This window comes from Legionella steigerwaltii (assembly GCF_001468065.1).
Classification (GTDB): Bacteria; Pseudomonadota; Gammaproteobacteria; order Legionellales; family Legionellaceae; genus Legionella; species Legionella steigerwaltii.
On the sequence record NZ_LNYZ01000013.1, the window covers coordinates 632,372 to 656,025 of the forward strand.

The window sequence follows — 23,654 nt, forward strand, 5'->3', positions numbered from 1 at the left end:
AAATGCAATCAAATATTACTGCAATTGGAATAGCAACCCCCCAGTTTATGCGAACACAAGATGAGATTGCTGAGCTTATTTCTAAAGGATTTCATCTTGATGAAACACAAAAAAAAATATTAAAAAAAATCTATAAATCATCAGGAATTAAGACCCGATATAGTGTTTTAACTGATTATTGCAAAGAACCAGGACAATTTGAATTTTTCCCTAATACTCCTGAAGAGAGCTTTCCTTCTACCTTACAGAGAATGAATTTATATAAAAACAATGCACTTAATTTAGCCATAGTTTCCATTGAAAATTGTTTAAACAGCATTGATTTTGACCGAAGTAAAATTACTCATTTAATTACAGTCAGTTGTACAGGTATGTATGCTCCTGGTATTGATATAGAAATTGTCCAAAAACTTAATCTCCCTCCTTCCGTTAAGCGAACAGCAATTAATTTTATGGGGTGTTACGGTGCCTTTAATGGTTTAAAAGTGGCCAATGCTTTTTGTCAAACAGAACCTAACTGCAATGTACTTTTGGTTTGTGTCGAACTGTGTACGATACACTTTCAAAATTCATTTAACATAGAAAGCATCGTCTCAAATGCTATTTTTGCGGATGGAGCTGCAGCCGCTTTGATTCAGGGAGAAAACGCGCATCAAAAATGTTTTACTCTTGAGTCATTCTATTGTGATTTAGTACCACAAACCAGCCGGGATATGGCATGGACCATTACCAACTACGGATTTGATATCATACTGAGTTCTTACGTACCTGAAGCAATTCAATCGGGTATTTTTATGTTTACTGAAAAATTGTTAAAGCAACTAAATTATTCATTTAATGATATAGATTATTACGCAATTCACCCGGGCGGTATTAAAATTCTGCAAGCATGCGAAAAAGCATTAGATATTACTCCTAGTGACAATCAATATTCATATGATGTTTTAAGAAATTATGGAAATATGTCCTCTGTAACCATACTATTTGTATTAAAAAGTATCTGGGACAAATTAAATGCTCAAGATGAGGCCAAACGTATTTTTAGTTGTGCTTTTGGGCCTGGCTTAACCTTAGAATCGATGATACTCAAAGTTAAGCATTATTAATTCTTATCCAAATATCATATATCCAAAATAGTCTAATCTTTCCTCATTAAAACAATAATAATGAGGGAACATTATGTTGAATAAAAAAATAGTGACTATTTTTATCTTTGTATGTTTTTTTATGTTGAGCGTCTCAGGTCATACAAAGACAAATAACATCCAGTTTTTCTACTCAAACAATAATCAAATTCTTGACCTTGAAAAAGCATATCAGCGGTTAATAGGCAAAGAGCAGCGACAACTCAAAAAAAATGCCACTCATGCATTGCAAAAACAACATATGGAATTAGGTGAGTTTAGAAATGCTCTTGGGACCTATACTTTACAAGAGAAAAAACTCTTTACAGCAGAGAATTCGGAGATTTTTTTTGTTTCACCATTACAAAATTTATCTCGAAAAAAAACATTCATTGTCGCCTCAATGTTGGCAAAGCAGCTTGATCAAGAAAGTGTCGCTGTTTTTATTCCGAACGATACAAGCGCTATTGCGCATATAAAATTGGTTTTTAGTTACAATAAACTCACGATTAGCGAGGTAACTCAACTAATTCATAAGCTACCTGCTTCATTGACGCACGCTTTTACATTGAGATTAAAAAATACCCATTCTGGTTTTGATTCAATAGAAGTGCACTCCATCGAATGGCTTGGAAATAATCTCAATAGCTCAGTCATTACAAATCTTTTTCCTTTTGATACAGTACTCTCTTATCGTGGCGACTCGTACTTGGTTTTTAAAACTGGAAGTTATCAGAAACTATAAGTAGGAAAAAAATATCTGAAAAATATTCAAAGAGATAGTTAAAAAATATCAATTTAATCTTGCATAAATTGTTTTTTTGTCTATTCCTATGTAATAGCAGTTAAATATCTGCTTTGCTGTTCGTTGTGAAGTAATGATTTTGTTTTAGTGATTTTTAACTTTTCGGGAGAAAATCATGAAAAAAATATTCTCTGTTTTATTATTAACGGCGACATGTTTTTCAAGTTATGCGTTAAGTACGATAAACACCATTGTTTCATCTCCAGGTAGCGGACAAGCAAGTGGCAGCGGTACTGAAGGAACCAATACTGGGACTAATTCTGGAATGAATTCCGGAACAAGTACTGGTACGAGCACCAATAATGGTACCAATACAGGAACAAATACAGGTACTAATACTGACACCAACACCGGCACAGATAATGGTACTAACACGAATAATGGTACCGATAACAGTACAACTTACTAAAAAATGTAGGTACGATACTTTTATCTCATGTGTGCAACGTCCCGCGGCTTGTCCGCGGGTTCCAGCGAGTATCAATCCCAAAATCTATCACGGAAAATTACTATTGAAGTTCTTGAGCTTTATTTTCTCTTCATGATCTTGCAACGCACAATCTGGACGATATTTCTCTTTATATATTCGATAATACGCAGCAAAACCCTTTTCTTGCATCTTATTTTTAAAATATTTAATTGCGTCCTCGTCTCCATTTTTCACAGCAAGATCAAGCCAGTCAAAGCCTGATTCCCAATCAAATACTAGTTGCTTGGGAAATTGAACCTCAATATCATCATCCATTTCTTGTTGTAACGTTTCAAGATCACCAAAAGCAATAAGTGACATTTCAAATTGAGCACTGGAATATCGCTGCTTTCCACGAGAAACTTCAACAATTCGCTTTGCTGTAATCAAAGTATCTTGCATATACTCTTCAAATGAAATAAGGCGTTTAACGGGTTTAAAAAATCGTTTCATTTTTAGGCATGAGAAAAAGAATTAATTATGTGCGCATTATTCATACAAGTAAATGTTTTTTATGTCTTAATATAAAATTCATTATTTAATAGTTCATGCTATATTTACCAAACACCCATAAAAAACCAGATGATACTATTTTATAGGAGATAAGCGTGGGAAAAAAAGTATGCGTTATTGTTGGTGTTGGACCAGGAAATGGTGCTGCTTTTGCTTCTCGTTTTTCTAAAGAAGGATATCATTTGGCTTTAGTAGCCCGTTCAAAAACTTTTACTACAGAGCTCGCCAATAAGCTAGGAAATGCATTTGCTTATGAATGTGATGTAGGTCATAGCGATTCAATTCAAAATACGTTTAACCAAATTCAACGTGATTTAGGAACGATTGATGTCATTGTATACAATGCGGGTTCAGGCTCATGGGGCAATATAGAACAAATAAAACCTGCTGAATTCGAAGCCAGTTGGCGTGTTAATGCATTAGGATTGATGCTTGTCAGCCAATGTGTACTCTCAAGTATGAAGCAAAAAGCCAAGGGACAACTTATAGTCATTGGCGCAACCGCCTCCAAAAGAGGGGGAATTAAAACCGCTGCGTTTGCTCCAGCTAAAGCAGCACAACGAAGTCTTGCTGAATCAATGGCTAAGTATTTAGGTCCCATGGGGATTCATGTTGCCCTAGTCATTATTGACGGAGTTGTTGATTTGCCTAAAACAAGAGAATATATGCCAGATAAGCCTGATAGTTTTTTTGTTAAGCCTGACGATGTTGCTGATACCGTATTCTGGCTAACACAACAAGCTCCATCTACTTGGTCATTTGAAGTTGAGATTCGTCCGTTTGGTGAAGTTTGGTAGTGCATGGATAAAAGATTATTTACCCGAGATGAATAAAAATATAATTTTGCTTTATCTGCTCACGCTATCTGGTGATGCATAAAAGCAAGTTGACTTACATCAACAAACACCACAACCCTCACTCAAATTTTAAATTGAATTGACTTAGAGATACACATCACTTTGAATCCCATGATTGATCTATTTTTTTTTAATTTAATAAGACGATCACTTAATAATTTACTAAGAATCACCTTGTACAATATGCATTCCGATAGATCAATCTTGATTAGATATAGGCTGGGGGCCTATTAATCACGGGGTAGTTCAATTATCGAAATTATTTAAAAAGGAATTAGAAAATGGAAGGTAGAGGAACATTAGATACTAATTATGAGATTTCATCATGCAAAGTAAAAGTGAAAAAAAATATGAAGCTGTTGTTTTAGTAAAAGATTCTGGCGGACCGGCTGGACCAGGCCATGTATCGGTTACTTTTGTAAAAAAAGAAGAAGGTGGAACTCCAAAAAAATCACATACAAGCTTTTTCCCTGGAGCATTTGGTTCAATACTAACGGGGTTAAGTTTCGGCTCAATACCAGTATTAGGCCAAGTCGAAAAAAATCCTGAAGTAGATTTTAAAGAAGCAAATCATGTTTTACGAAAAGAAATAACCAAGGAAGAGTATAAAAAAGGCACAGCAACTCAAGATGAATTTCATAAAGATACTACAACCGGAAAGAATGTATATGCTGTTTTCGGCACTGCCAACCCAATATCAGAAGTAGTATGCGACACCTATTGCAAATCTCATGTCGAGGGAGACGCTTTCAGTGGAATCCCACCAGAAATGGAGAGAATTGCTGAGAAACCGGAAATTCATAATTGTGCTAGTTCCGTAACAAAAGTACTAAAGGGCTCGGGTTTACATAGTTTTAGTAATCCTATCATACCCACTTTTTTTACACAGGAATTAAAACAACATGGATTTGAAGAAGTTGATAAAAAAGCTATGGAAAATATATTCAAATAATTATAGGTTCATAGGTGATCTGGAGCTAAGAGGCTTTGTTTCTTAACTCCAGAAATGATTACCTACTGACACTCCCTACAGTTTGCTTATAAAATTGTACGAGACGAATTACAGCAGTTAATGTAACCAGAACAGTGAATAAACACGCAAGCACTGTAAAACTACTAGGCCATACCATCATGGCAATAAAAAAAGAAAAGGCTTCAGCTCGCTCCATAAGCCCAGGGCTATATATTGTGTTGAAATCCTTGACGTATTCGCCCTATCCATCCGGATGCTCTATGGGCCAGCCAATCACCTAAAGAAGTACGAACAGCAAAAAACAAGCGTTGATCCTATTGTGGCACTAATAACTACAAAGAGCCCCCCAAAATATACCAAATAGAAAACCGCCAACATTGTAAGGTAAACTGCTCCAGGAAAAAAAATTGCAACGGAAAATATGTAGATCACAATAAAAAGAAGCGATGCAACAAAATAATGTTGGTTGGTCCAAGAGATGAGTAAACTACGATTTTCTTTTAATGACTCGAAGCTTAAATATGGATTAAGTCGAAAGCTAAGAAAAGGATTAATAGCCCAATTAATACAATTAAAGGCAGCCAACGACGAATGATTTTTTTATCCATAATGCTTTCCTTGGCAAAGATATGAGCCTTATGTAGCCTGGGTGAAGGCGAAGCCGTAACCCGGGTTTTAAATGTAAATATAATGACACACTCCCGGGTTACGGCTTCGCCTTCACCCAGGCTACAGGATCAATAAAATTCAAGTTATCCTATAAAATATATACCTTATATTTACCAGCACATGTTTAATCTTAATTAACTATCCAGTTGGACATGGATATCACGAGCATCAGATTGTCCATGATCATCTACTACCCTAACAACAAACTTCCCTGGCTTTGCTTTCCACAAGTAAGATTCCCCAGCCTTTGTCTTCGCAATAAATGTTTCATTAATAAACCAATACACATAAGCAATACCGGCGTCTGTTACTGCAGTAAGCGGGATAGTGTTATTTTGCTGAGAGTTTGCGCGAATAATGTAACTGATCCCAGTTTGTGGCGAAGTAATGTGTGGGTCAATGCCTGAGTTTCCAGATAATGTGCAATCAGGTTCAAAAAAAGGTGGGGTATGCCTTTGGATTCCAGCCTTCTTAAAAATACTCAATAAATCAGAAGGCCAAAACTCAAAAATCTCAAAACGAGTGTATTCATCCATATGACAAGTCCGTAAACCTGTTTTCGTATTAATAGCCACTTCACGATAAATTGTATCTGTTTTTATAGGCGATTTACCTGGAATAAACCAACTCCACTCAGTGTCTTTGCAATAGCGTGTGGGTAACATACCAGAGGCTTTACATACTTCCACTTTTTTCAAATTCATTTGTTCTGGATGTTTTTCTAAAGCATGTATAGGGCCTCGCTCATGCTTTAATGCATCAATCAACTCAAAAAATAAGGGGGCAGCAATGTCTTTACCTATAAACGCAGGATTAGCCTTATTATCAAAATTTCCTATCCATACTGCGAGTACATAGGGACCAAATACCCCTACAGTCCATGCATCACGATAACCTGAAGAAGTTCCGGTTTTCCAGGCCACTTGTAAACGCGACCCGCTTCTAGAACTATCATCCAAACGTGGGGTATTTTTTAACATGTCCAATACAAGATAGCTTGCTTCTGGACTAAGCAAGCGTGTTCCTTTCTGCTTTATGTCATTTTTAAATGCATGAATTGGAAACCAAACCCCATCATTAGCTAACATGGCATATAAACTGACAAGTTCATTCATTGTTAATTCAACACCACCTAAACTCAATGAAAGCCCATAGTATGACTCAGATCGTAATTGACTGATTTGTGCTTTTTCCAGTAGTTGATGTAATGTTGTACTGGTTAGTTGGCTAGCAAGATATATTGCCGGAATGTTACGGCTTAAAACTAAAGCATCCTTAGCTTTAATGGGACCCATAAAATCATAATCAAAGTTTTCAGGGTTGTAGCCATTAAAACTGTGAGGAACATCCTTTAAAACAGTATCAGGATGAATTAAACCTTGATCCAAGGCCAATCCATAGATAAAAGGCTTCAATGTGGATCCAGGCGAGCGCTTTGCTTCCGTGCCGTTAATCTGTCCACTGATGCCAAGATTGAAAAAATCAGCCGATCCTAACATTCCCTTAATACCCATATCTCGAGTATCTACAAGCAAAACAGCTGCATTATTTACGCCTAATCCCTTTTTTCTGGCGAGATAATGATGAGTGATACGTTCGATAATCATTTGAGTACGATAATCTAAAGTGGTATCAATACTTTGCTGTTTGCTTGATGCATCTGACAAGATTTTATTTACAAAATGTGGCGCACTAAAAGGAAGCATATGTGTGTTTTGCATCACTAAAGGCAAAGCAAACATCGCTTTTTTATTAAGGTCTTCTTGGTGTTTATTTAACCAGCGCCCTAACAAACGTTCGCGAATTTTTTTTAACTCTTTATTATTTGGTGTCCTTTTACCTGGGTTTTGAGGAATGATGCTTAAAGTTAAGGATTGCGGCAAAGTAATTTTATTTACTGGCGTACCAAAATAAACCAAACTCGCAGCCCCCACTCCTTCAACATTGCCACCATATGGCGCCAAATTTAAATAAGCCTCTAGAATCTCTTCCTTGCTGTAATGCATTTCAATTTGTATTGCGCGAATAATTTGTAACAATTTCCCTGAGATTTTTTTAGAATTCATGCCATAACGCATCCGTGCAACCTGCATGCTAATTGTTGAGGCCCCTATTCTACGTGATTGTGCGCCGTATGTTTGCCAAATGGCTTTTATCGTTGCCCAAGGATTGACACCATAGTGCCAATAAAAATATTGGTCCTCTTGCAGCAAGGTTGCTTCTACAAGCTGTTTTGATATGTGTGATAGCGGTGTAAAAAGTCGATATTTTTCATCCTGACTTAATGTTAACCTTAGTAATTGATGATGTTCATCATAAACCGCTTTAGAGAAACTTGTCTCTTCTAATAATGTAGGCTTGGGTAAAAAAAATAATATTAAATAGGCACTGACAAGGAGTGTAATAAGGATTATGCTTAGTTTTTTAAATATTTTGTTCATAGTCGCTATTATGCACTAAATAGAATAAAATATATGCAAAATTTTCAGCCCTCTTCACCTTTTGGGATAAATGATGAATAAAAATCCGCTATCTATGCTACTCAATGCGTTTTCATCTGTTTTTGGCAAATTAAATTGGCGAAGCCCACCATGGGTAAGCTACTTATGTACTAAGTCAAAATCATCTCCCAAAAAGTTTTGGGGAGGTAGCCTGTTAATCGTTCTTATTTTAATTGCAGCAGGCTATTCCTTATACTGGTATAAAAATTTACCAAAACCAATCTATACCACCGCCCAGATCACAGTTCCAGATATCACGCCAAATACTGAGGAACAATTAGTTCCCAACAATTTGATTATTGATTTTGGTATAAAAAATAACGGATTTATTAATCAATCTGTTGCTCCTATTAATCTGATTGGAAAAACGGCCGAAGGCATAGTAATAACTCCGAAAATACCTGGAACGTGGACATGGAATACTGACAGTCAATTGGTTTTTACTCCTTCAGAGGATTGGCCTGCAGGAAAAAAATATACAATCCTTTTTGCTGACAGTGCTTTTGCTCCGAATGCAAAAATGGAAAGTCATAAGCTTTATTTTTCTACCCACCCCTTTACTGCCAAAATTAATGAATTTAAACTCTATCAAGATCCAGTACATGCTGAAGTAAGGAATGCTGTAGCAACAATAGAGTTCAATTTTCCAGTTAATCCTCAAACTTTAGAAAAAAATACATCTTTAGTGTATCAAACAAAATCGGGTTCTACTGGTGAAAATCTTCCGTTTACCTTTACTTACGATAAAAATAAACGTGTAGCTTACCTGCACTCAGAAACAATAAAGATAACTGATGTAGCACGCTTTTTGCGTTTAACACTAAATCAAAACGTTACCTCATCAACTAATTCCGGCCATTTACTGCAAGATCAATCACAAAATTTGTTAATTCCCAGTGCTAAAGACTTCCTTAAAGTTCTTTCTGCTTCAGCTTCCATCGTCCGCAATGATAAAGATAGACCGGAACAAGTTCTTACTGTTGAAACATCTTTAGGAGTAAATGAGAGCGAATTTAATAAATCAGTCCATATTTATTTGCTACCTAAAGATCGTCCCGCAACCACTGCTGAAGCTGCCAAAGAGAATTACCAATGGCAAAATCCAGGGGAAGTAACACAAGCTGTTCTTGCTTTGGCAACACCCATGGCAAAAGAAGCTATCCCTACAGAACAAAACTATTCCACCTTACATAGCTTTAAATTTAAAACAGAAGCACCTCGCTACATATACATTCAAATTGATAAAGGAATGCGGAGCTTTGGTGATTTTACTTTGGGCAATGAGTATGCAGCGATTATTCCTGTACCTGCGATACCTAAAGAGATCAGTTTCTTACATAAAGGTTCACTGCTGGCTTTAAGTGGAGAGAAAAAACTTTCTGTCCTGGTACGTGGCGTACCTGCTGTCAAGTTTGATTTCGCACGTGTGCTACCAGAAAATATCAATCAATTGGTAACTCAAACCCAAGGTGATTTTAATAATCCCTATTTTATTAATCCCACTTTTAATCAACAAAATATCAGTCAAATTTCTTCGGAGATTCAAGAGTTTGATATTTCTGATCTAGCGAAGCAACAATATACTGCACTTGATTTCAGCAAATATCTAACGATGAATACCAACACCATGGGGCCGCAAGGACTATTTTTGTTACAAGCTACTGGCTGGGATGTTCACAATAAATCTGCACTAGATGTAAAAGCAAGTCGTATGATATTGATTACTGATCTGGCTTTATTAGTAAAAGACAACCAAGACGGTAGTCATGACGTATTCGTTAACTCTATAACGCAGGGAGCTCCTGTTGCCAATGCAACAGTAACTGTTTTAGGAAAAAATGGCTTGCCCATTTTATCACGTGTCAGTGATGCTCAAGGACGCGTTACGTTCCCACCTTTAAAAGACTTTATTGATGATAGGGAACCTACGGTATATCTAGCTCAATTGAATAATGATGTCTCATTTATTCCTTTCAATAATGCGAATAGGCAGCTGAATTTTTCCAAGTTTGACATCGGCGGCCTTTATACAAACAATCAAGAGCTGCACAGTTTAAGTGCTTATCTTTTCTCCGATAGAGGCATCTACAGACCCGGAGATGCAGTTCATATCGGCATGATTGTCAAACAAGCCTTTGCCCAACCCCAGCCGGCGGGTTTACCATTACAAGCGACTGTGGTTGATTCAAGAGGAACAACAATCAAAGATGAAAAAATTACGCTTAATGATCTAGGCTACATGGACCTGGATTTTACAACAAATACCAGCTCGCCAACTGGCCAATATATGGTCAATTTGTATTTGGTCAAAGATGGATATCCACAAAATCTACTCGGATCTACGACTGTTCGTATTTCTGAATTTTTGCCCGATAGAATGAAAATCACTACGACCTTATCTCCAAAACCATCTGCTGGATGGAGTTCACCTACAGGATTAAAAGGAGAAGTAAGTCTTTGGAACTTATATGGCGCTCCTGCTGCGGATCGCAAAGTGAGTGCTAAAGTTTTATTAGTACCACAAAAAGTTCAATTCGATAAATATCCCGATTACGTCTTTGTTGATCCTCTGTTGGATCCGAAGAAACCACCTAAGGTCTTCACAGAATCATTGAATGATGCGAAAACAAATAATAAAGGTGAAGCTGAATTTGATTTGAATCTCGATCGTTTTGAAAAAGCGACTTATCAATTAACATTTTTTGCTGAAGGTTTTGAATCAGAAGGTGGCCGTAGTGTAACAAGCCAAACCAAAACCTTAATTAGTCCCCTGCCCTATTTTATAGGATATAAGCCAGATGGGGATTTATCCTTCATTAAGCAAAACAGTACTCGAAGTGTTAATTACATTGGGATTAATCCTGAATTAAATAAACAAGAAATCAAAGATTTAAAAATACAACTTGTTTCACTACATCCGGTCACAACCCTAGTTAAAAAAGCGGATGGAACTTATCAATATCAGTCAGTTATTCAATCCACCATAGTCAGCACTACTCCCTTTAACATTTCCGAGCAAGGTACTGATTACACCTTGCCAACGCAACAAATTGGTGATTTTTCCTTAAGTATACTTGGGAAGGATAATACAGTACTTAATCAGTTAAAATTTAGTATAGTTGGTGCAAGTCAACAACCCTTAGCGAAGAATGCCGAATTATCGATTAAACTCAATAAAACGGAATATCAAGCGAATGAAGATATAGAGATACAAATTACTGCGCCTTATACAGGATCAGGTTTGATTACTATAGAACGTGATAAGGTTTACGCGGCACAATGGTTCAAAACTGATACAACTAATTCCGTACAAACCATCCATATACCTGCTGATTTTCAAGGAGATGCATACATCAATGTTGCTTTTATACGTGATTGGAATTCACCAGAAATATTCATAAGCCCACTCAGCTATAGTGTTGTACCTTTCGCGGTTAATCACGAGAGTCACAACATAAAAATAGATCTACAAACTGCAGCGGTTGCGCGTCCTGGCCAGCCGTTTACTATAGATTATCATACAGATAAACCTGGGAAAATTATTGTCTTTGCGGTCGATGAAGGGATTCTGCAAGTCGCACGCTATACGACTCCAGATCCTTTATCGTTCTTCTTCCAGAAACATGCTCTTGAGGTTTTGACCCAGCAAACTGTGGATCAAATCATGCCAAAATTTATTCAAGATCGTGAACTTTCTGCCGTTGGAGGTGATAACGGTGAAGAAGGAATGGCGAGTCGCCTTAATCCCTTTAAACGGAAAACTGAATTGCCTGTAGCTTATTGGTCAGGAATTGTTGATACAGATTCAAACAATCACCAATTAGTATATCAAGTTCCTGATTATTTTAATGGCACATTACGAGTCATGGCAGTAGCCGTGTCATCTGATTCGGTTGGCTCCAAAGATACTTTTGCCGAAATTCGCGGTGATTTCATTATTAACCCCAATGTTCCAACCTTTGTCGCTCCTGGAGATGAATTTGAAATCTCTTCATCTGTTGCGAATAATGTTAAAGGCTCAGGGGAACATGCGCTTGTAGATATAGTTTTGACTGCGTCTCCTGAACTTGAAATCATCGGAACACCTGCACAAACGCTGGAAATCGCTGAAGGTCATGAACAAACGGTTCATTTTAAATTAAAGGCTAAATCCCTTCTAGGAGCAGCCCAATTAAGTTTCAAAGCCGGCATGGGTGATAAATCAAGTACAATGGGTGCAACACTGAGTGTCAGACCCGCTACGACGCTTAGTACCTACATTACCAGTGGAAAATCAGAAGATGCTCAAAAAACTCTGGACATTATGCAAACGCTGTTCCCAGAATATCGCAAAGCGAGCGCTACTGTTTCTACTAGCCCTATGATTCTGGTATTTGGTTTACAACGTTATCTGGACAATTATCCTTATGGTTGTACCGAACAATTAACCAGTAAAGCCTTACCTTTATTGGCAATGAACAATCAAACTGGTTTTGCTCAAGAAACAAAACAAGTTAATGAAAAAGTAAACGCTGCAATTCAAATGCTAAGCCAACGTCAGATGTCTAATGGCGGTTTTAGTTATTGGCCAGGACTTGGTGATAATCAAGGTAATGATTTCGCCACTGTTTATGCGATGCATTTCCTTACTGAGGCAAGATCCCAGGGATTTAATGTTCCAAATGATTTGTTCTTTAATGGAATTAATTATCTTAAAACCTTGGCAAGTCAGAATGTATCCGATATGGATGCTGCAAGAATTCAAGCGTACGCCATTTATATTTTAACCCGCAATGAAATTGTAACAACCAATTATCTTGCTAACCTGCAACTCTATCTGGAAAAAGATAAGACTAATGCATGGAAGACGGATATTACGACAGCCTATATTGCTGCATCGTATCAACTACTACAAAGTCATGATGAAGCAAATCAGTTAATTGGTCTGTATAAGCCGCAAAATAATCGGGCTTATGTTACTGATTTTTATAGTAGCGCAATTGCAGATGCTCAATATTTGTATCTTGTAGCGAAGCATTTCCCTAACCTCTTGCCACAGGTAAGTGATGAGTTACTCAATCGCTTAGTTCAAGCAGTCAATAATGACGAGATTAATACTGTTTTATCCGGATTTACAAGTCTTGCCTTAGGGGCTTATCCCAATTTATCCAATGCATCCACCTCAGCCTTGTCGATGACAAAAATAATGGCTAATAATAAAGAGGTTGATGTCCCTGCGGCTAATGCAAACTATCAAAAAACTGATATTGATCCTGATGTGCTAAAAATCCGTTTTAATAACCCGGATAAGAAAACATTTTTCTACCAATTAATGCAGTCTGGTTTTAATCGGGAAATTTCAAAAAACCCTATAAAACAAGGTTTAGAAATTTTCCGAGAATACAGAGATGCAAAAGGAAATGCGATTAATTCAACAGTTCTGGGAAGTGAAATTGAGGTACATATTCAAATTCGAGCATTAGATAATGATTATTTATCTAATATCGCAATTGAAGATCTGCTACCTGGTGGCTTTGAGGTAGTAAGCGACTCTGTAAAAAATAATACAATGGATTTTGTTGATGTACGCGAAGATAGAGTGAATTTCTTTGGTGGGGTTGAGTCTGCGGCTAAAGAAATTGTTTATAAAATAAAAGCAGTTAATATAGGAAAGTACATTGTTCCCCCCGCTTATGCGGAAGCAATGTATAATCCAAATACGAAAGCACAAGGTATTTCTTCAGTAATTACTGTTACCGAAGCACCTTAGTTCGCTTAATGAAGTTCAAATTGTGACTTGTGCTTTGCAGCCGGATTACATTGTGCTAATCCGACTGCAAAAGGACCAATAATTTACTTTCTAAGCCAAATCAACTAATAAATTAATTTTTTAGAGCAAGTTTATCCTGCTCTGAAAGATGCATTGCATATCTGAATTACATATTGGATTAAACACAGGAGAATATTTTTCATTTAGGAAAAAATTAGCGATAAAGGATTGTACGTTTTATGGTTGTTCCATAGACAGTTGCTCTTTAATATAGCGTTCGGGCCATAAAGCCGTAGAATACAATGATAAGCTGACTCGTTTCACAACATAACTAAAAATAAGGCAGATTTTATTGCATTTCTGAATAGATTTGTTTTAGATTTGGCACTATTAGATAAAATAAAAACGAAGTAATATTCGATGGAACTGGAAAGAAAATTCTTAATCAATATATGGTGTAAGTTTTATGAACAATTTAAAAAAAGGCATTACCAAGTTTATTTTTATGGGAAGATGGTTGCAACTTCCTTTGTATTTAGGCCTTATTTTAATACTGGCTGTATATGTTTATCGCTTTATCCATGAATTATTTGAATTGATAATCCATCTCAATAGTATTGATGACACCCTCATCATGCTTGGTGTCTTGGATTTAATTGACGTCGTGATGATCGCCAATCTACTTATTATGGTTGTTATGGGCGGATATGAGACCTTTGTTTCTCCCCTTGCTCTTGACTCACATCCCGATCAACCCGAATGGCTCGATCATCTTGACGCAGGAGCTATGAAAGTAAAGCTTGCTCTTTCATTAATTGGTATATCGTCAATTCACCTATTGAGAACATTTATTGATCCCAATAAACTCAGTAACTTCTCTGTAATGTGGCAAGTAATTATCCATTTAACGTTACTTGTTTCCGCATTAGCAATTGCTTTAACAAATAAAATGCTTGTGAAGAGCAAAATACATTAAACGGTTAATCTTGTAGTTTAACGCATTGATTAGGGCTAAGGGGCAGGTTGGTGCTAAGCGTTGCGCAACCCAACAAAGCGGCTCCTCATTTTTTTAGACTCTGCTGCATTGCGAGCAAATGCCTCAGTCGTTGCTTCATTACTCGCTTTGGTGATTTCTTTATTAGAATATATTCTTTATTCCTCTATCTACCTATTCGAACCATTCTTTGATCATAACAAAAGCTGTGAATAGTTTAAATTTAATTGCGCATAATTTAAACACATTTAATAATTTGTTAATATTCGGTATGTATAATCTAACATCAAAGTGATTTTAAATGCTCGGTATGGACGCCTCGTATACAGCCTAAAATATGAGGTTATGAAAATGTACTCAAAAGACACTGAACAGCAAGCTAAACCATCTAAAACACCACAGCAAACTGTTCCCAACGAAGAATATCATGCTGTTGTCTGTGTAAAAGAAACCGGCGAAAAAAATGGTCCAGGCCATGCAACAGCCATGCTTATTAAGAGTAAAAATGGTCAAACACAAATTCATACTACGAGTTTCTTCCCCGGCATGTTCGGAAGTATTATTAATGGATTAACCTTTGGCTCAATACCAGTACCAGGACAACTTGCCCCAGACCATGTTCAAGATGTGGCAGAGGCAGATCATATTTTGACCACTCCAATATCGAAACAACAATTTAAAGAAGGAAAACAAGGATGTAAAAAACTTGACCAAGATGTAAGAAGTGGGCATCAAGTTTACTCTGTTTTCGGTAAAGCAAATCCAGTAGCAAATGGGATGCGATTCCTAACTAAAGGGGCTGCGGGCGCTCATTTAGCAGTAGAAAAACATAAGAAGGAAACTGGTAGTTATCCTGGCGAAGATATGTGTGGTATCCATGTATATGATGACGATCACCCAACAGTACCAAAAATGAAAATAGGCAATTGCACCAGTTCAGTAACCGGTATTCTCAATAAAACAGGGATTAAAATTGAAGATCCTAAAATACCAAGCTTCTTTACTCCAGTATTGAAAGAAAAGGGATTTACTCAAGTAGATAAAGATGACTTTATGAAAAAATATTGCGGTGACTTCAAGTTATAATATTAAATTGAGTGCACCATATTTAAAACCAAATATGGTGCGCAATAAATGCCCACTTGATTTAAAATTTAATACCTGCCTATAATCACTACGCAGTTTAGGTAATTTCTCTAAATAAAAGGATTGTATATGTTTTCATTTCTCAGATCTAAAAAAGATGATAGCGCGAATACTTCACCCTCTAATTCAACTCCAAAAAAAGACATAGAAAGTAGTCCTATTGGCTTAAACCCTATAAAACCTACTGACCCCCCAAAAGATACTTGGGTATATATTTGGAATATGACCGCAAATAAAGTTGGTCATGCTGCAATACAAGTGGGCGGTTCTCAACCAAAAATGAAAGAGGAAGATCCTGGCGACTATGCGAGTATTCATCCTAATGGTATTCCATCCACAGGATTAACATCAGTAATCCCTTTACCAGCACATGTGGCTACTAATTTATCTGAAGATATGGAAACATTGGGCGCATCTGAAAACAACGCTGCAATCGATATGGACACACCATTTAAAGTAAAACCAATTCTTGATGCGAAGCCATTACCACCAGATCATGTTTATCATTTTACGAATTTAAATAACCCTAAAATGAGTCAACATCTTCAACAAACTCAAGAAAAAGTTAAAAATGGTGATGTGGGCTACCAACTATTTCCAAATGTTAATCTAGTTGGATTTTTTAAGGACAGTTCATCATTTGTATCACAAGACCCTATTGACGTTGAACTGCATCGCAGATCCAGACAAAGTAAAGAGAGTCAAGTATATAATTGTACTACACTCGTTAGTGATGTCTTAAAAGAAGGTGGATTGACCATCAAGCGATCTGGAGCAAAACCATGGGGAATTACTCCAAATGGCTTATCAGATGAGCTAAGTAACTCAGATGAACTCAATAGCCAGAGTCCCAAATTTTAATATGATAACCAATTGATTGATGTGGTTTTCAGTTTATTATCTGAAAACCACAGTAAAATCTCGTTTAAAGTTACTCAATCCTTTAAAAATTCTGTTACTTCGACTTTAATTCTGATACATCGTAAATAGTAATTGGTGACTGAATTCCTTTAACCTTTACTCTTAGATGTCCATTAATCTCAATATCTTTTGCGACTTCATTATAAGTGGATTCAGAAATCAATATCTGTCCACCAAGGGTGAGATCTTGAATTCGCGAGGATAAATTAACGGGTGCTCCTATAGCACTGTATTGCATTCGTTTTTTGGAACCCACATTACCCACAACTGCAACTCCCGTATTAATCCCTATTCCCATCTCTAACTGCGGCAAATTCTTCTTGCTATTGGATTGATTCAGTTTCTTTAAAACCTTTTGCATTTCCAAAGCACAAGCGATTGCACGAAGCGAATCATTTCCAGAAGAGTATGGTGCCCCAAAAATAGCCATAATGGCATCACCAATGAATGCATCAACGATTCCATGATGCTTCTCAATTATCGGAACCATTTTACTGAAATAGCTATTTAATAGAGTAACAAGGGTTTCACCGGGAATTGCTTCAGACAAAGGAGTAAAATTCCTTAAATCGCAAAACATGATTGTTATTTTATTTTCGCATCCACCTAATTTTTGATGAGGGGTTTTAAGAATTGTATTTACTACCTCATCAGACATATAAAAACTGAATACCTTTCGAATTAACTTATTACGTACTTCAAGTTGATTTTTAATTTTGTGTAATAAGAAGTTCGCCTTACGGAGGCTTAACTCATCTTTGGCTATTTGAGTTAAATTTAATAATAACTCAATTTGTTTTGCATCCAATTCTTTGGGAGAAGTATCAGCCAAACAAAATGTACCTACATTATAACCTTGTGGATCAGTCAATGGAACGCCTGCATAAAATCGAATAAAAGGCTCCTTTTGCACCAAAGGACTATTGGCAAATCGTTCATCATTTAATGCATCATTAATGATTAGTGGTTCATGTTTCTGAATGGTCACATTACAAAAAGCAATGCATCTTGGTGTTTGCTTCGCTTGCAAACCCTGTCGGGCTTTAAACCATTGTCTTTTTTCATCAAGAAAAGCAATATAACAAATTGGGATATTAAATAAATCAATGGCAAGGCGTACCAATCGTTCATAACATTCTTCAGGAGATGTATCCATAATCTTTAAGGATAAAAGTGCATCAAGGCGCTTATCCTCAAATTTTTGGGAGGTTTCTATTTCTTTCAATTTCGATGTCATGGTAACACTCTGATTTGAATACCTAATACTAAGCACCCATTCTCTATATATAATCATTATAGATTAAATATGAACGCAAATTTTTTGCATCAAACTTATTTCATGGTAATATCAATTCAAACCTTATTCTTAGCTTAAAAAATGTTCACTATTAAAAATAAACAGGAGCATAGACAATTAAGTAAAGTTGATGAGCATGGTGAATACGCACCATTCCCTGGAGTCACCGTGGTATCGGCTTGTTATCCTGAACAAAAAGAATTTTGTGACGCAATTTATAAAGCCTTAAAGAACAATCCATTAATTATGCATTATTTTTCCCCGCTCCCCGCCAATAGCTATCATATGACTACCATGAGTTTAGAAACAGAGCAGCAGGTAGGAAGCACATGGGATCAATTTATTACTAACAACCTGCCTCATTACAAAAAAATAAAACAAAATCTTCAAAAAAAACCTATTTACCCTGCAATTGAAAAGTTGGAAATTTACACGGGTTGGTGTATTTCGCTGAATATATTTTTGCCCAAAGAGCATGCAGCGCAAATTGAAGAAATGGCCGAAGCGTTAAATATCGAAGAAACGATACCTAGAATTTTCCACATTACATTAGCTTATCCCCGCCCTAATAAAACAGTGTCCCAAGAAATTAAGGAACAACTCCATACAGAAATTATTAGGGAACTTAATGGAGTTATCGAAAAAACTATATTTCCACTAAAAATCGCTGAAGCCAAGCTTTGCTATTTTCATGATATGACTGCTTTTCATCCTTGGAATGCCGAAAATAATCCATTTACTCAATCGAAACATTTGCTTGATTTCATGCAAGCGAATCAAAAAAGTGCGGAAGATTTTCAAGAAAAATATCTCCATGAATCGACTCTTTCCACTTAAACCATTATTTCTGTTGAAATAAGCATTTTGATCTTATATTGTTGCTCCATAGTCTGACATAAATTAGGGAGTTTTCATGAAAAATCATTCCGGGATATTTAGGTTAAGTGATTATGAGGTTCTGGATTACCTTGTAAAACATATCGATTTAGAGATTGATCTTTCTAAAAAGCCTGTTCAATCTAAATCCGTATTGACTATTGAGCCCAATCCAAAATCCCCATCCCACTCCGTTGATCTCGAGTTGGATGGCGAGAATATGTTCTTAGAATCCATTATGCTCGATGGTAAAAAACTGTCTCAAGAAGAGTATGAGATAACAGAAAATTCTTTAATTATCAAAAATATTCCTAAAGGTCGCGCTTTTACAGTTGAAACAACTACTCGTTTAGGTGAAAACACAGACCTGTTTGGTTTATATGAAACAGAGGGAACAGTACTGGTTAAAGCCGAAACTGAAGGACTGCGTCGTGTCCTTTATTGTCATGATCGTCCTGATAATCTAGCGACTTATAAAACAACAATTATTGCTAAAAAAGAAGATTACCCTGTATTGCTCTCAAATGGATCACTCATTGAACAAAAGGATCTCGACAATGGACTACACTGTGTAACCTGGCTGGATAAAGTGCCTAAACCCAGTTATCTTTTTGCATTAGTTGCTGGAAAACTACAAAAATCTGTAACTTATTTCAAAACACGTTCTGACCGTGAACTACCCATTGAATTTTATGTACCTCCTGCAGCTACTGCAAAATGTGATTTCGCTAAGGAAGCTTTAAAAGAAGCAATGCGTTGGGAAGAAGAGATCTTTGAGTTGGAATGTGAGTTACCACAACATATGGTCGCCGGCGTCGATAAATATGCATCAGGTGCTTCGGAACCAACCGGCTTAAATTTATTTAACACCGCGAATTTATTTGCTACGCCCGAAACTCGAACTGATGCTGATTTTTTACGAGTATTAGAAGTTGTTGCTCATGAATATTTTCATTATTGGTCAGGTGACCGAGTAACCATCCGTGAATGGTTTAACTTGTCATTTAAAGAAGGATTAACTACGTTTAGAGCGGCAATGTTTCGGGAGCGCTTATTCGGAACTGACTTAATTCGGATGCTGGATGGAAAAAATTTAGACGAGCGTGCTCCTAGACAAGATACCTACACGAATGTGAGAAGTCTCTATACAGCTGCTGCTTATGAAAAAAGTGCTGATATTTTTCGCATGATGATGCTTTTTTTAGGTGAAAAAGCTTTTTATAAAGGAATGACCCAGTTTTTAAAAGATAATGATGGTGGTGCGGTAACTTTGGAGGATGTATTGCAGTCACTGAGTAAATCAACAGGAAAAGATATGGGCCCTTTCTTGCGTTGGTTTACTGAACCAGGTATTCCTCAATTAACCGTTACTGATGAATATGATGAAAAAGCAAAACGTTATACTTTAAAATTTAAAACCAAGGATGGAAAAGGCCGACCTATACCCATTGTTGTTGGACTACTCAATAAAAACGGCAAAGAAATTCAGGGGGATATGACAATAATGGTCGATAAGCCTGAAATGAAGTTTCATTTCGATCATATTGATTCACGCCCTACTCCATCTTTATTACGTAGTTTTTCTGCTCCAGTTCAATTGGAGTTTGCACACAGTTCAGAACAGTTATTGCTTTTAATGCAGCATGACAGCAATTTATATAATCGTTGCGAAGCAGCAAATAAACTGATCACCCAGATGGTAAAGGATTATTGCTCCGGTAATTCTCTTGCATTCACGCCTGAATTTTTTAACGTATATCGAAAATTAATCAGTGAGGCATCCAGTTCATTAAATTATTGGGTATTTGCTGAACTAATATCCATACCTACAGAAGAAATTTTATTTTCCAATCTTCAAAACCAGGATTTTGAAAAAATTGCAAAAGCTCGCCAACTCATTCAATCCCAGCTGGCAAAAGAATTAAAGGAAGATATTTTACTGATGCAAAAAAGTCTGGAGAAGTTACCTGTATCTAAAAACTCGTCTTTCAAATCGTTTGATATCTTGTCTGCTGGTTTACGACGCTTAAAACATGTTTGCCACTCTTATTTAATTTCTGTACAGCAGGAAAAAACAGAGAGCTCTTTAATCGAACAATTCAATAATTCCTTAGGTAAAAACATGACCGACTGCATCTCTGCACTGAGTTTGCTTTTAAATAATAACTGCAGTCAATCGAGCAAACTGTTAGAACGTTTCTATGATTACTGGCAAAGTGACCCGGGTGCTGTTAACTATTGGTTTAACGTGCAAACAGCAGCTCACTCAGAGCATGTTGTAAAACTAGTAGAACAATTAATGGTTCATCCCGCTTTTGATTTGTCTAATCCAAATAAAGTGTATGCTTTATTAGGAACATTCATTAAAAATCCATATGGATTCCATGCCATTTCAGGCAAAGGCTATCAATTAATCGTCGACGTCATTCTAAAATTGGAAAAAATTAATCCAACGTTAGCTGCTAGAGTGACTGAAGAATTCAATGGTTGGGATAAATATGATGAGAAAAGACAGCAACTAATGTTAACCCAATTAGAATTCATGAGTGCTAATGCAACAACTGATGATGTGAGAAACATGGCAAAAAAGGGGTTGGACAAGAGGAAGCTTGAGCCCCCTCTTCCTATACAACAAATGTTCTTTGGTCTCCCCAACCTAACGAACATTGCAGCTTCAGATAAGGAAGAAGAGAAAGCCTATTCTTGTAATTGAACAGTTTTTTGTATCTATTTTTCAGGGCATATAGTCTGAGGGCGGCTGTTGCTGGGGGGATTGGATTTACAGTTATTTTTAATTATATATTATGCCTGATCTACGATCTAAATCCCTTTCCTCAGATTCGATTGCTTCAAAAAATGCATCTAAGGCAACTGTTGCATGTCGACCTTGGGTTAATAAATGATCGCCGCGAGAGTATCCTGTAAATGAAACATTCTTATTTTTATTTTTATCTTTAGCATCGTCAAAAGAAGAAAAAGGAACCGCTTTATCTCGTTCGCCGTAAAAAATATTCCATTGCACCAAATCCTGCGATTCCGCTTTTTTGGTTATAAGTGATTGAAGCGATTTGAAAGCTTGAGTCATCATTGAAAGCAGACTTGGCAAAGTAGTCAACATTTTTAATAAATTCCCAGGATGTGAAATCCCTGCTTTTATAAACCGTGGTTGATTATTTTGTTGGCGCGCGAGTGCTTCTTCATGAGCTTCTCGACCGAGTAAAGCATTTCGAAACTCACTAAAAAAGGATGGTAACGACGGTGTTACTGCAGGCGAAAAACAAGTCACTGATTTTATGTCATTATCATGAATAAAATCCTGATTATTTAGTAAAATGGCACCTCCCATACTGTGACCCACCAAATTGATTTCGGCATCTGGGTTTTCGTCTTTTACCGCTTTAACAAATTTTCTAAAATCAATGGATAAAAGATCATTATTATGTCCAATGTTCATCCGTTCATCATCAAAGCCGTATCCTCGATGATCATAGGCATATACTTTGTACCCTTTATCAATGGCAGCTTGACCCAAATTATTCCAACATTCAACACTGTCTCGCCATCCATGCATGGCAATAATAATTTTTTGAGGTGATTGATGAGCCTTTCCCTCTCTTTTCTCCCAGATTTTAGTTTTTATCTGTCGTCCATTGGGAAATTGTTCTTGATGCTTTTGAAATTCATTTTGGGCATTCAAAAGATGTTTTTTTAACAAGGGGGTTACTTGTTTACCTTTTAAAGGTTCTAAATCAGGGTTTTCCTTTAACTGTCTAATAATAGATTCATCAAATAGGTCATCTTCTTTGCTCCCTCTTTCTCGCCTATATTTTTCAATATGAAAATTTAAAAAATCTTTTAATTCATATTGAATAAGTCTTTCAGAATACTCTTCGTTGAATCTAGTATTTTTTGCCAAGATGGGTTGAATATTTTTCTTAAAGAAATAATCAATGGTATTTTCGTATGGTTTTACATTTTGGTAGCCTTGAAGAAATAAATTCAAACCTATTTCAGATTGTATTGATTCAATTTGTTTTTGTACCGTTACAAAATCTTGCTCAATTTCATCCTCATTTCCTTCTATCAGTAAAGCTTCTGACTTAGCATTTTTTAAAGATTCGAATAATGATTTTTTAATACTTTCAATATCCTTCTTTACTTTAGATTCATAAATTAAGGGTTGGATGATGTGCTCATAAAACGAGTCAACTGTAGCAACAACATAATCCTCCAATTTACTCCCATCCATAAGACCCGTTTTGAATTGATGCTTTTCTAATTTTTCGATTTGTTGATTCTTTACTGGTGCAAGAGTCTTAAAAATTTCTTTAACCGACTTCCCAGAAAAATAAAGCTGGAGCTTTTTACGACATTCTTCTACATCTGAAAAATGAGTGAAAATCAATCTAATAACTGCTTTATCATTTTTTCTATTTTTTGAAATTGAGCCAATAGTTCCATTCTCATAACTATCTATTGCTGACATCACAGCAGAAAACAAAAGAGCCTTTAATGTTTCATTATCATTTATGGGTAAATTCCTTAAATTGCTTTGATATTCTTCTGTTGTAAAATAATCCTTTTTCTTCTTATACATTAAAGCGTAATTACTCTTAAACACTAACTTCTCCATATACAAGCAATTTATGCTCCCTAGTTCGTTTTCTTTGGCTTTGATAGCAGCGAATGGGGCAACAAAGGAGCAATATGTTTTATTTGTAAGTAGTATAGATTTTTAGTATTAAGAAATTATTAAATTT

General features: G+C 36.3%; 15 protein-coding genes. 11 read left to right on the forward strand and 4 right to left on the reverse strand.

The window, feature by feature from the left end:
• Positions 1 to 2 precede the first annotated feature (2 nt).
• From Lstg_RS10600 to Lstg_RS10610, 3 genes are all read left to right on the forward strand, one after another.
• A complete protein-coding gene (locus Lstg_RS10600; RefSeq protein WP_058477631.1) occupies positions 3 to 1,106 on the forward strand; it encodes a type III polyketide synthase in 1,104 nt (367 codons plus the stop codon).
• A gap of 73 nt (positions 1,107 to 1,179) precedes the next feature.
• The gene (locus Lstg_RS10605; RefSeq protein WP_058477632.1) at positions 1,180 to 1,869 is read left to right on the forward strand and encodes a hypothetical protein; all 690 of its coding nucleotides are present in this window, start codon (positions 1,180 to 1,182) and stop codon (positions 1,867 to 1,869) included.
• 175 nt (positions 1,870 to 2,044) lie between these two features.
• Positions 2,045 to 2,338 (forward strand): hypothetical protein, encoded by a 294-nt coding sequence (locus Lstg_RS10610; RefSeq protein WP_058477633.1) that lies wholly within the window; start codon positions 2,045 to 2,047, stop codon positions 2,336 to 2,338.
• Positions 2,339 to 2,425: 87 nt separating this feature from the next.
• Here Lstg_RS10610 and Lstg_RS10615 read toward each other — a convergent pair whose 3' ends face one another.
• Positions 2,426 to 2,851, reverse strand: coding sequence for a hypothetical protein (locus Lstg_RS10615; protein ID WP_058477634.1), 426 nt, complete (start codon positions 2,849 to 2,851; stop codon positions 2,426 to 2,428).
• Between the two features lie 155 nt (positions 2,852 to 3,006).
• On the opposite strand from Lstg_RS10615, the gene Lstg_RS10620 reads away from it, so the two are divergent.
• On the forward strand, positions 3,007 to 3,708 hold the full coding sequence (locus Lstg_RS10620; RefSeq protein ID WP_058477635.1) for an SDR family NAD(P)-dependent oxidoreductase: 702 nt from the start codon (positions 3,007 to 3,009) through the stop codon (positions 3,706 to 3,708).
• A gap of 385 nt (positions 3,709 to 4,093) precedes the next feature.
• Positions 4,094 to 4,720 carry a hypothetical protein gene (locus Lstg_RS10625; RefSeq protein ID WP_058477636.1) on the forward strand — a complete coding sequence of 209 codons (627 nt, stop codon included), beginning with the start codon at positions 4,094 to 4,096 and terminating at the stop codon, positions 4,718 to 4,720.
• Between the two features lie 824 nt (positions 4,721 to 5,544).
• Here Lstg_RS10625 and pbpC read toward each other — a convergent pair.
• Entirely contained in the window at positions 5,545 to 7,851 is a 2,307-nt protein-coding gene (pbpC, locus tag Lstg_RS10630; RefSeq protein ID WP_058477637.1) for a penicillin-binding protein 1C, read from the reverse strand.
• A gap of 73 nt (positions 7,852 to 7,924) precedes the next feature.
• Here pbpC and Lstg_RS10635 point away from each other — a divergent pair, with 73 nt between their 5' ends.
• The 4 genes from Lstg_RS10635 to Lstg_RS10650 all read left to right on the forward strand — a co-directional run bounded on the left by Lstg_RS10635 (position 7,925) and on the right by Lstg_RS10650 (position 16,661).
• Complete coding sequence (locus tag Lstg_RS10635) at positions 7,925 to 13,660, forward strand: alpha-2-macroglobulin (RefSeq protein WP_058477638.1); 5,736 nt, start codon at positions 7,925 to 7,927, stop codon at positions 13,658 to 13,660.
• 466 nt (positions 13,661 to 14,126) lie between these two features.
• Positions 14,127 to 14,636 carry a TIGR00645 family protein gene (locus Lstg_RS10640; protein WP_058477639.1) on the forward strand — a complete coding sequence of 170 codons (510 nt, stop codon included), beginning with the start codon at positions 14,127 to 14,129 and terminating at the stop codon, positions 14,634 to 14,636.
• Positions 14,637 to 15,005: 369 nt separating this feature from the next.
• A complete protein-coding gene (locus tag Lstg_RS10645; RefSeq protein ID WP_058477640.1) occupies positions 15,006 to 15,740 on the forward strand; it encodes a hypothetical protein in 735 nt (244 codons plus the stop codon).
• A 129-nt stretch (positions 15,741 to 15,869) separates the two neighbouring features.
• Positions 15,870 to 16,661 (forward strand): hypothetical protein, encoded by a 792-nt coding sequence (locus Lstg_RS10650; RefSeq protein ID WP_058477641.1) that lies wholly within the window; start codon positions 15,870 to 15,872, stop codon positions 16,659 to 16,661.
• A gap of 94 nt (positions 16,662 to 16,755) precedes the next feature.
• Here the strand turns inward: Lstg_RS10650 and Lstg_RS10655 are convergent, their stop codons facing one another.
• Complete coding sequence (locus Lstg_RS10655) at positions 16,756 to 17,958, reverse strand: adenylate/guanylate cyclase domain-containing protein (RefSeq protein WP_058477642.1); 1,203 nt, start codon at positions 17,956 to 17,958, stop codon at positions 16,756 to 16,758.
• A 141-nt stretch (positions 17,959 to 18,099) separates the two neighbouring features.
• Here Lstg_RS10655 and Lstg_RS10660 point away from each other — a divergent pair, with 141 nt between their 5' ends.
• A complete protein-coding gene (locus tag Lstg_RS10660; protein WP_082650831.1) occupies positions 18,100 to 18,855 on the forward strand; it encodes a DUF1868 domain-containing protein in 756 nt (251 codons plus the stop codon).
• Between the two features lie 76 nt (positions 18,856 to 18,931).
• Entirely contained in the window at positions 18,932 to 21,607 is a 2,676-nt protein-coding gene (pepN, locus tag Lstg_RS10665; protein ID WP_058477643.1) for an aminopeptidase N, read from the forward strand.
• A 78-nt stretch (positions 21,608 to 21,685) separates the two neighbouring features.
• On the opposite strand, the gene Lstg_RS10670 is transcribed toward pepN, so the two are convergent.
• On the reverse strand, positions 21,686 to 23,515 hold the full coding sequence (locus tag Lstg_RS10670; RefSeq protein ID WP_162264078.1) for an alpha/beta fold hydrolase: 1,830 nt from the start codon (positions 23,513 to 23,515) through the stop codon (positions 21,686 to 21,688).
• Between the last annotated feature and the right edge of the window lie 139 nt (positions 23,516 to 23,654).

Bases quoted from the DNA above. Each gene is read 5' to 3' on its own strand.
- Lstg_RS10645 (WP_058477640.1), top strand. From the start codon at position 15,006: ATGTACTCAAAAGACACTGAACAGCAAGCTAAACCATCTAAAACACCA.
- Lstg_RS10635 (WP_058477638.1), top strand. From the start codon at position 7,925: ATGAATAAAAATCCGCTATCTATGCTACTCAATGCGTTTTCATCTGTT.
- pbpC (WP_058477637.1), bottom strand. From the start codon at position 7,851: ATGAACAAAATATTTAAAAAACTAAGCATAATCCTTATTACACTCCTT.
- Lstg_RS10655 (WP_058477642.1), bottom strand. From the start codon at position 17,958: ATGACATCGAAATTGAAAGAAATAGAAACCTCCCAAAAATTTGAGGAT.
- Lstg_RS10600 (WP_058477631.1), top strand. From the start codon at position 3: ATGCAATCAAATATTACTGCAATTGGAATAGCAACCCCCCAGTTTATG.
- Lstg_RS10625 (WP_058477636.1), top strand. From the start codon at position 4,094: ATGCAAAGTAAAAGTGAAAAAAAATATGAAGCTGTTGTTTTAGTAAAA.
- Lstg_RS10640 (WP_058477639.1), top strand. From the start codon at position 14,127: ATGAACAATTTAAAAAAAGGCATTACCAAGTTTATTTTTATGGGAAGA.
- Lstg_RS10660 (WP_082650831.1), top strand. From the start codon at position 18,100: ATGTTCACTATTAAAAATAAACAGGAGCATAGACAATTAAGTAAAGTT.
- Lstg_RS10610 (WP_058477633.1), top strand. From the start codon at position 2,045: ATGAAAAAAATATTCTCTGTTTTATTATTAACGGCGACATGTTTTTCA.
- Lstg_RS10615 (WP_058477634.1), bottom strand. From the start codon at position 2,851: ATGAAACGATTTTTTAAACCCGTTAAACGCCTTATTTCATTTGAAGAG.
- pepN (WP_058477643.1), top strand. From the start codon at position 18,932: ATGAAAAATCATTCCGGGATATTTAGGTTAAGTGATTATGAGGTTCTG.
- Lstg_RS10605 (WP_058477632.1), top strand. From the start codon at position 1,180: ATGTTGAATAAAAAAATAGTGACTATTTTTATCTTTGTATGTTTTTTT.
- Lstg_RS10650 (WP_058477641.1), top strand. From the start codon at position 15,870: ATGTTTTCATTTCTCAGATCTAAAAAAGATGATAGCGCGAATACTTCA.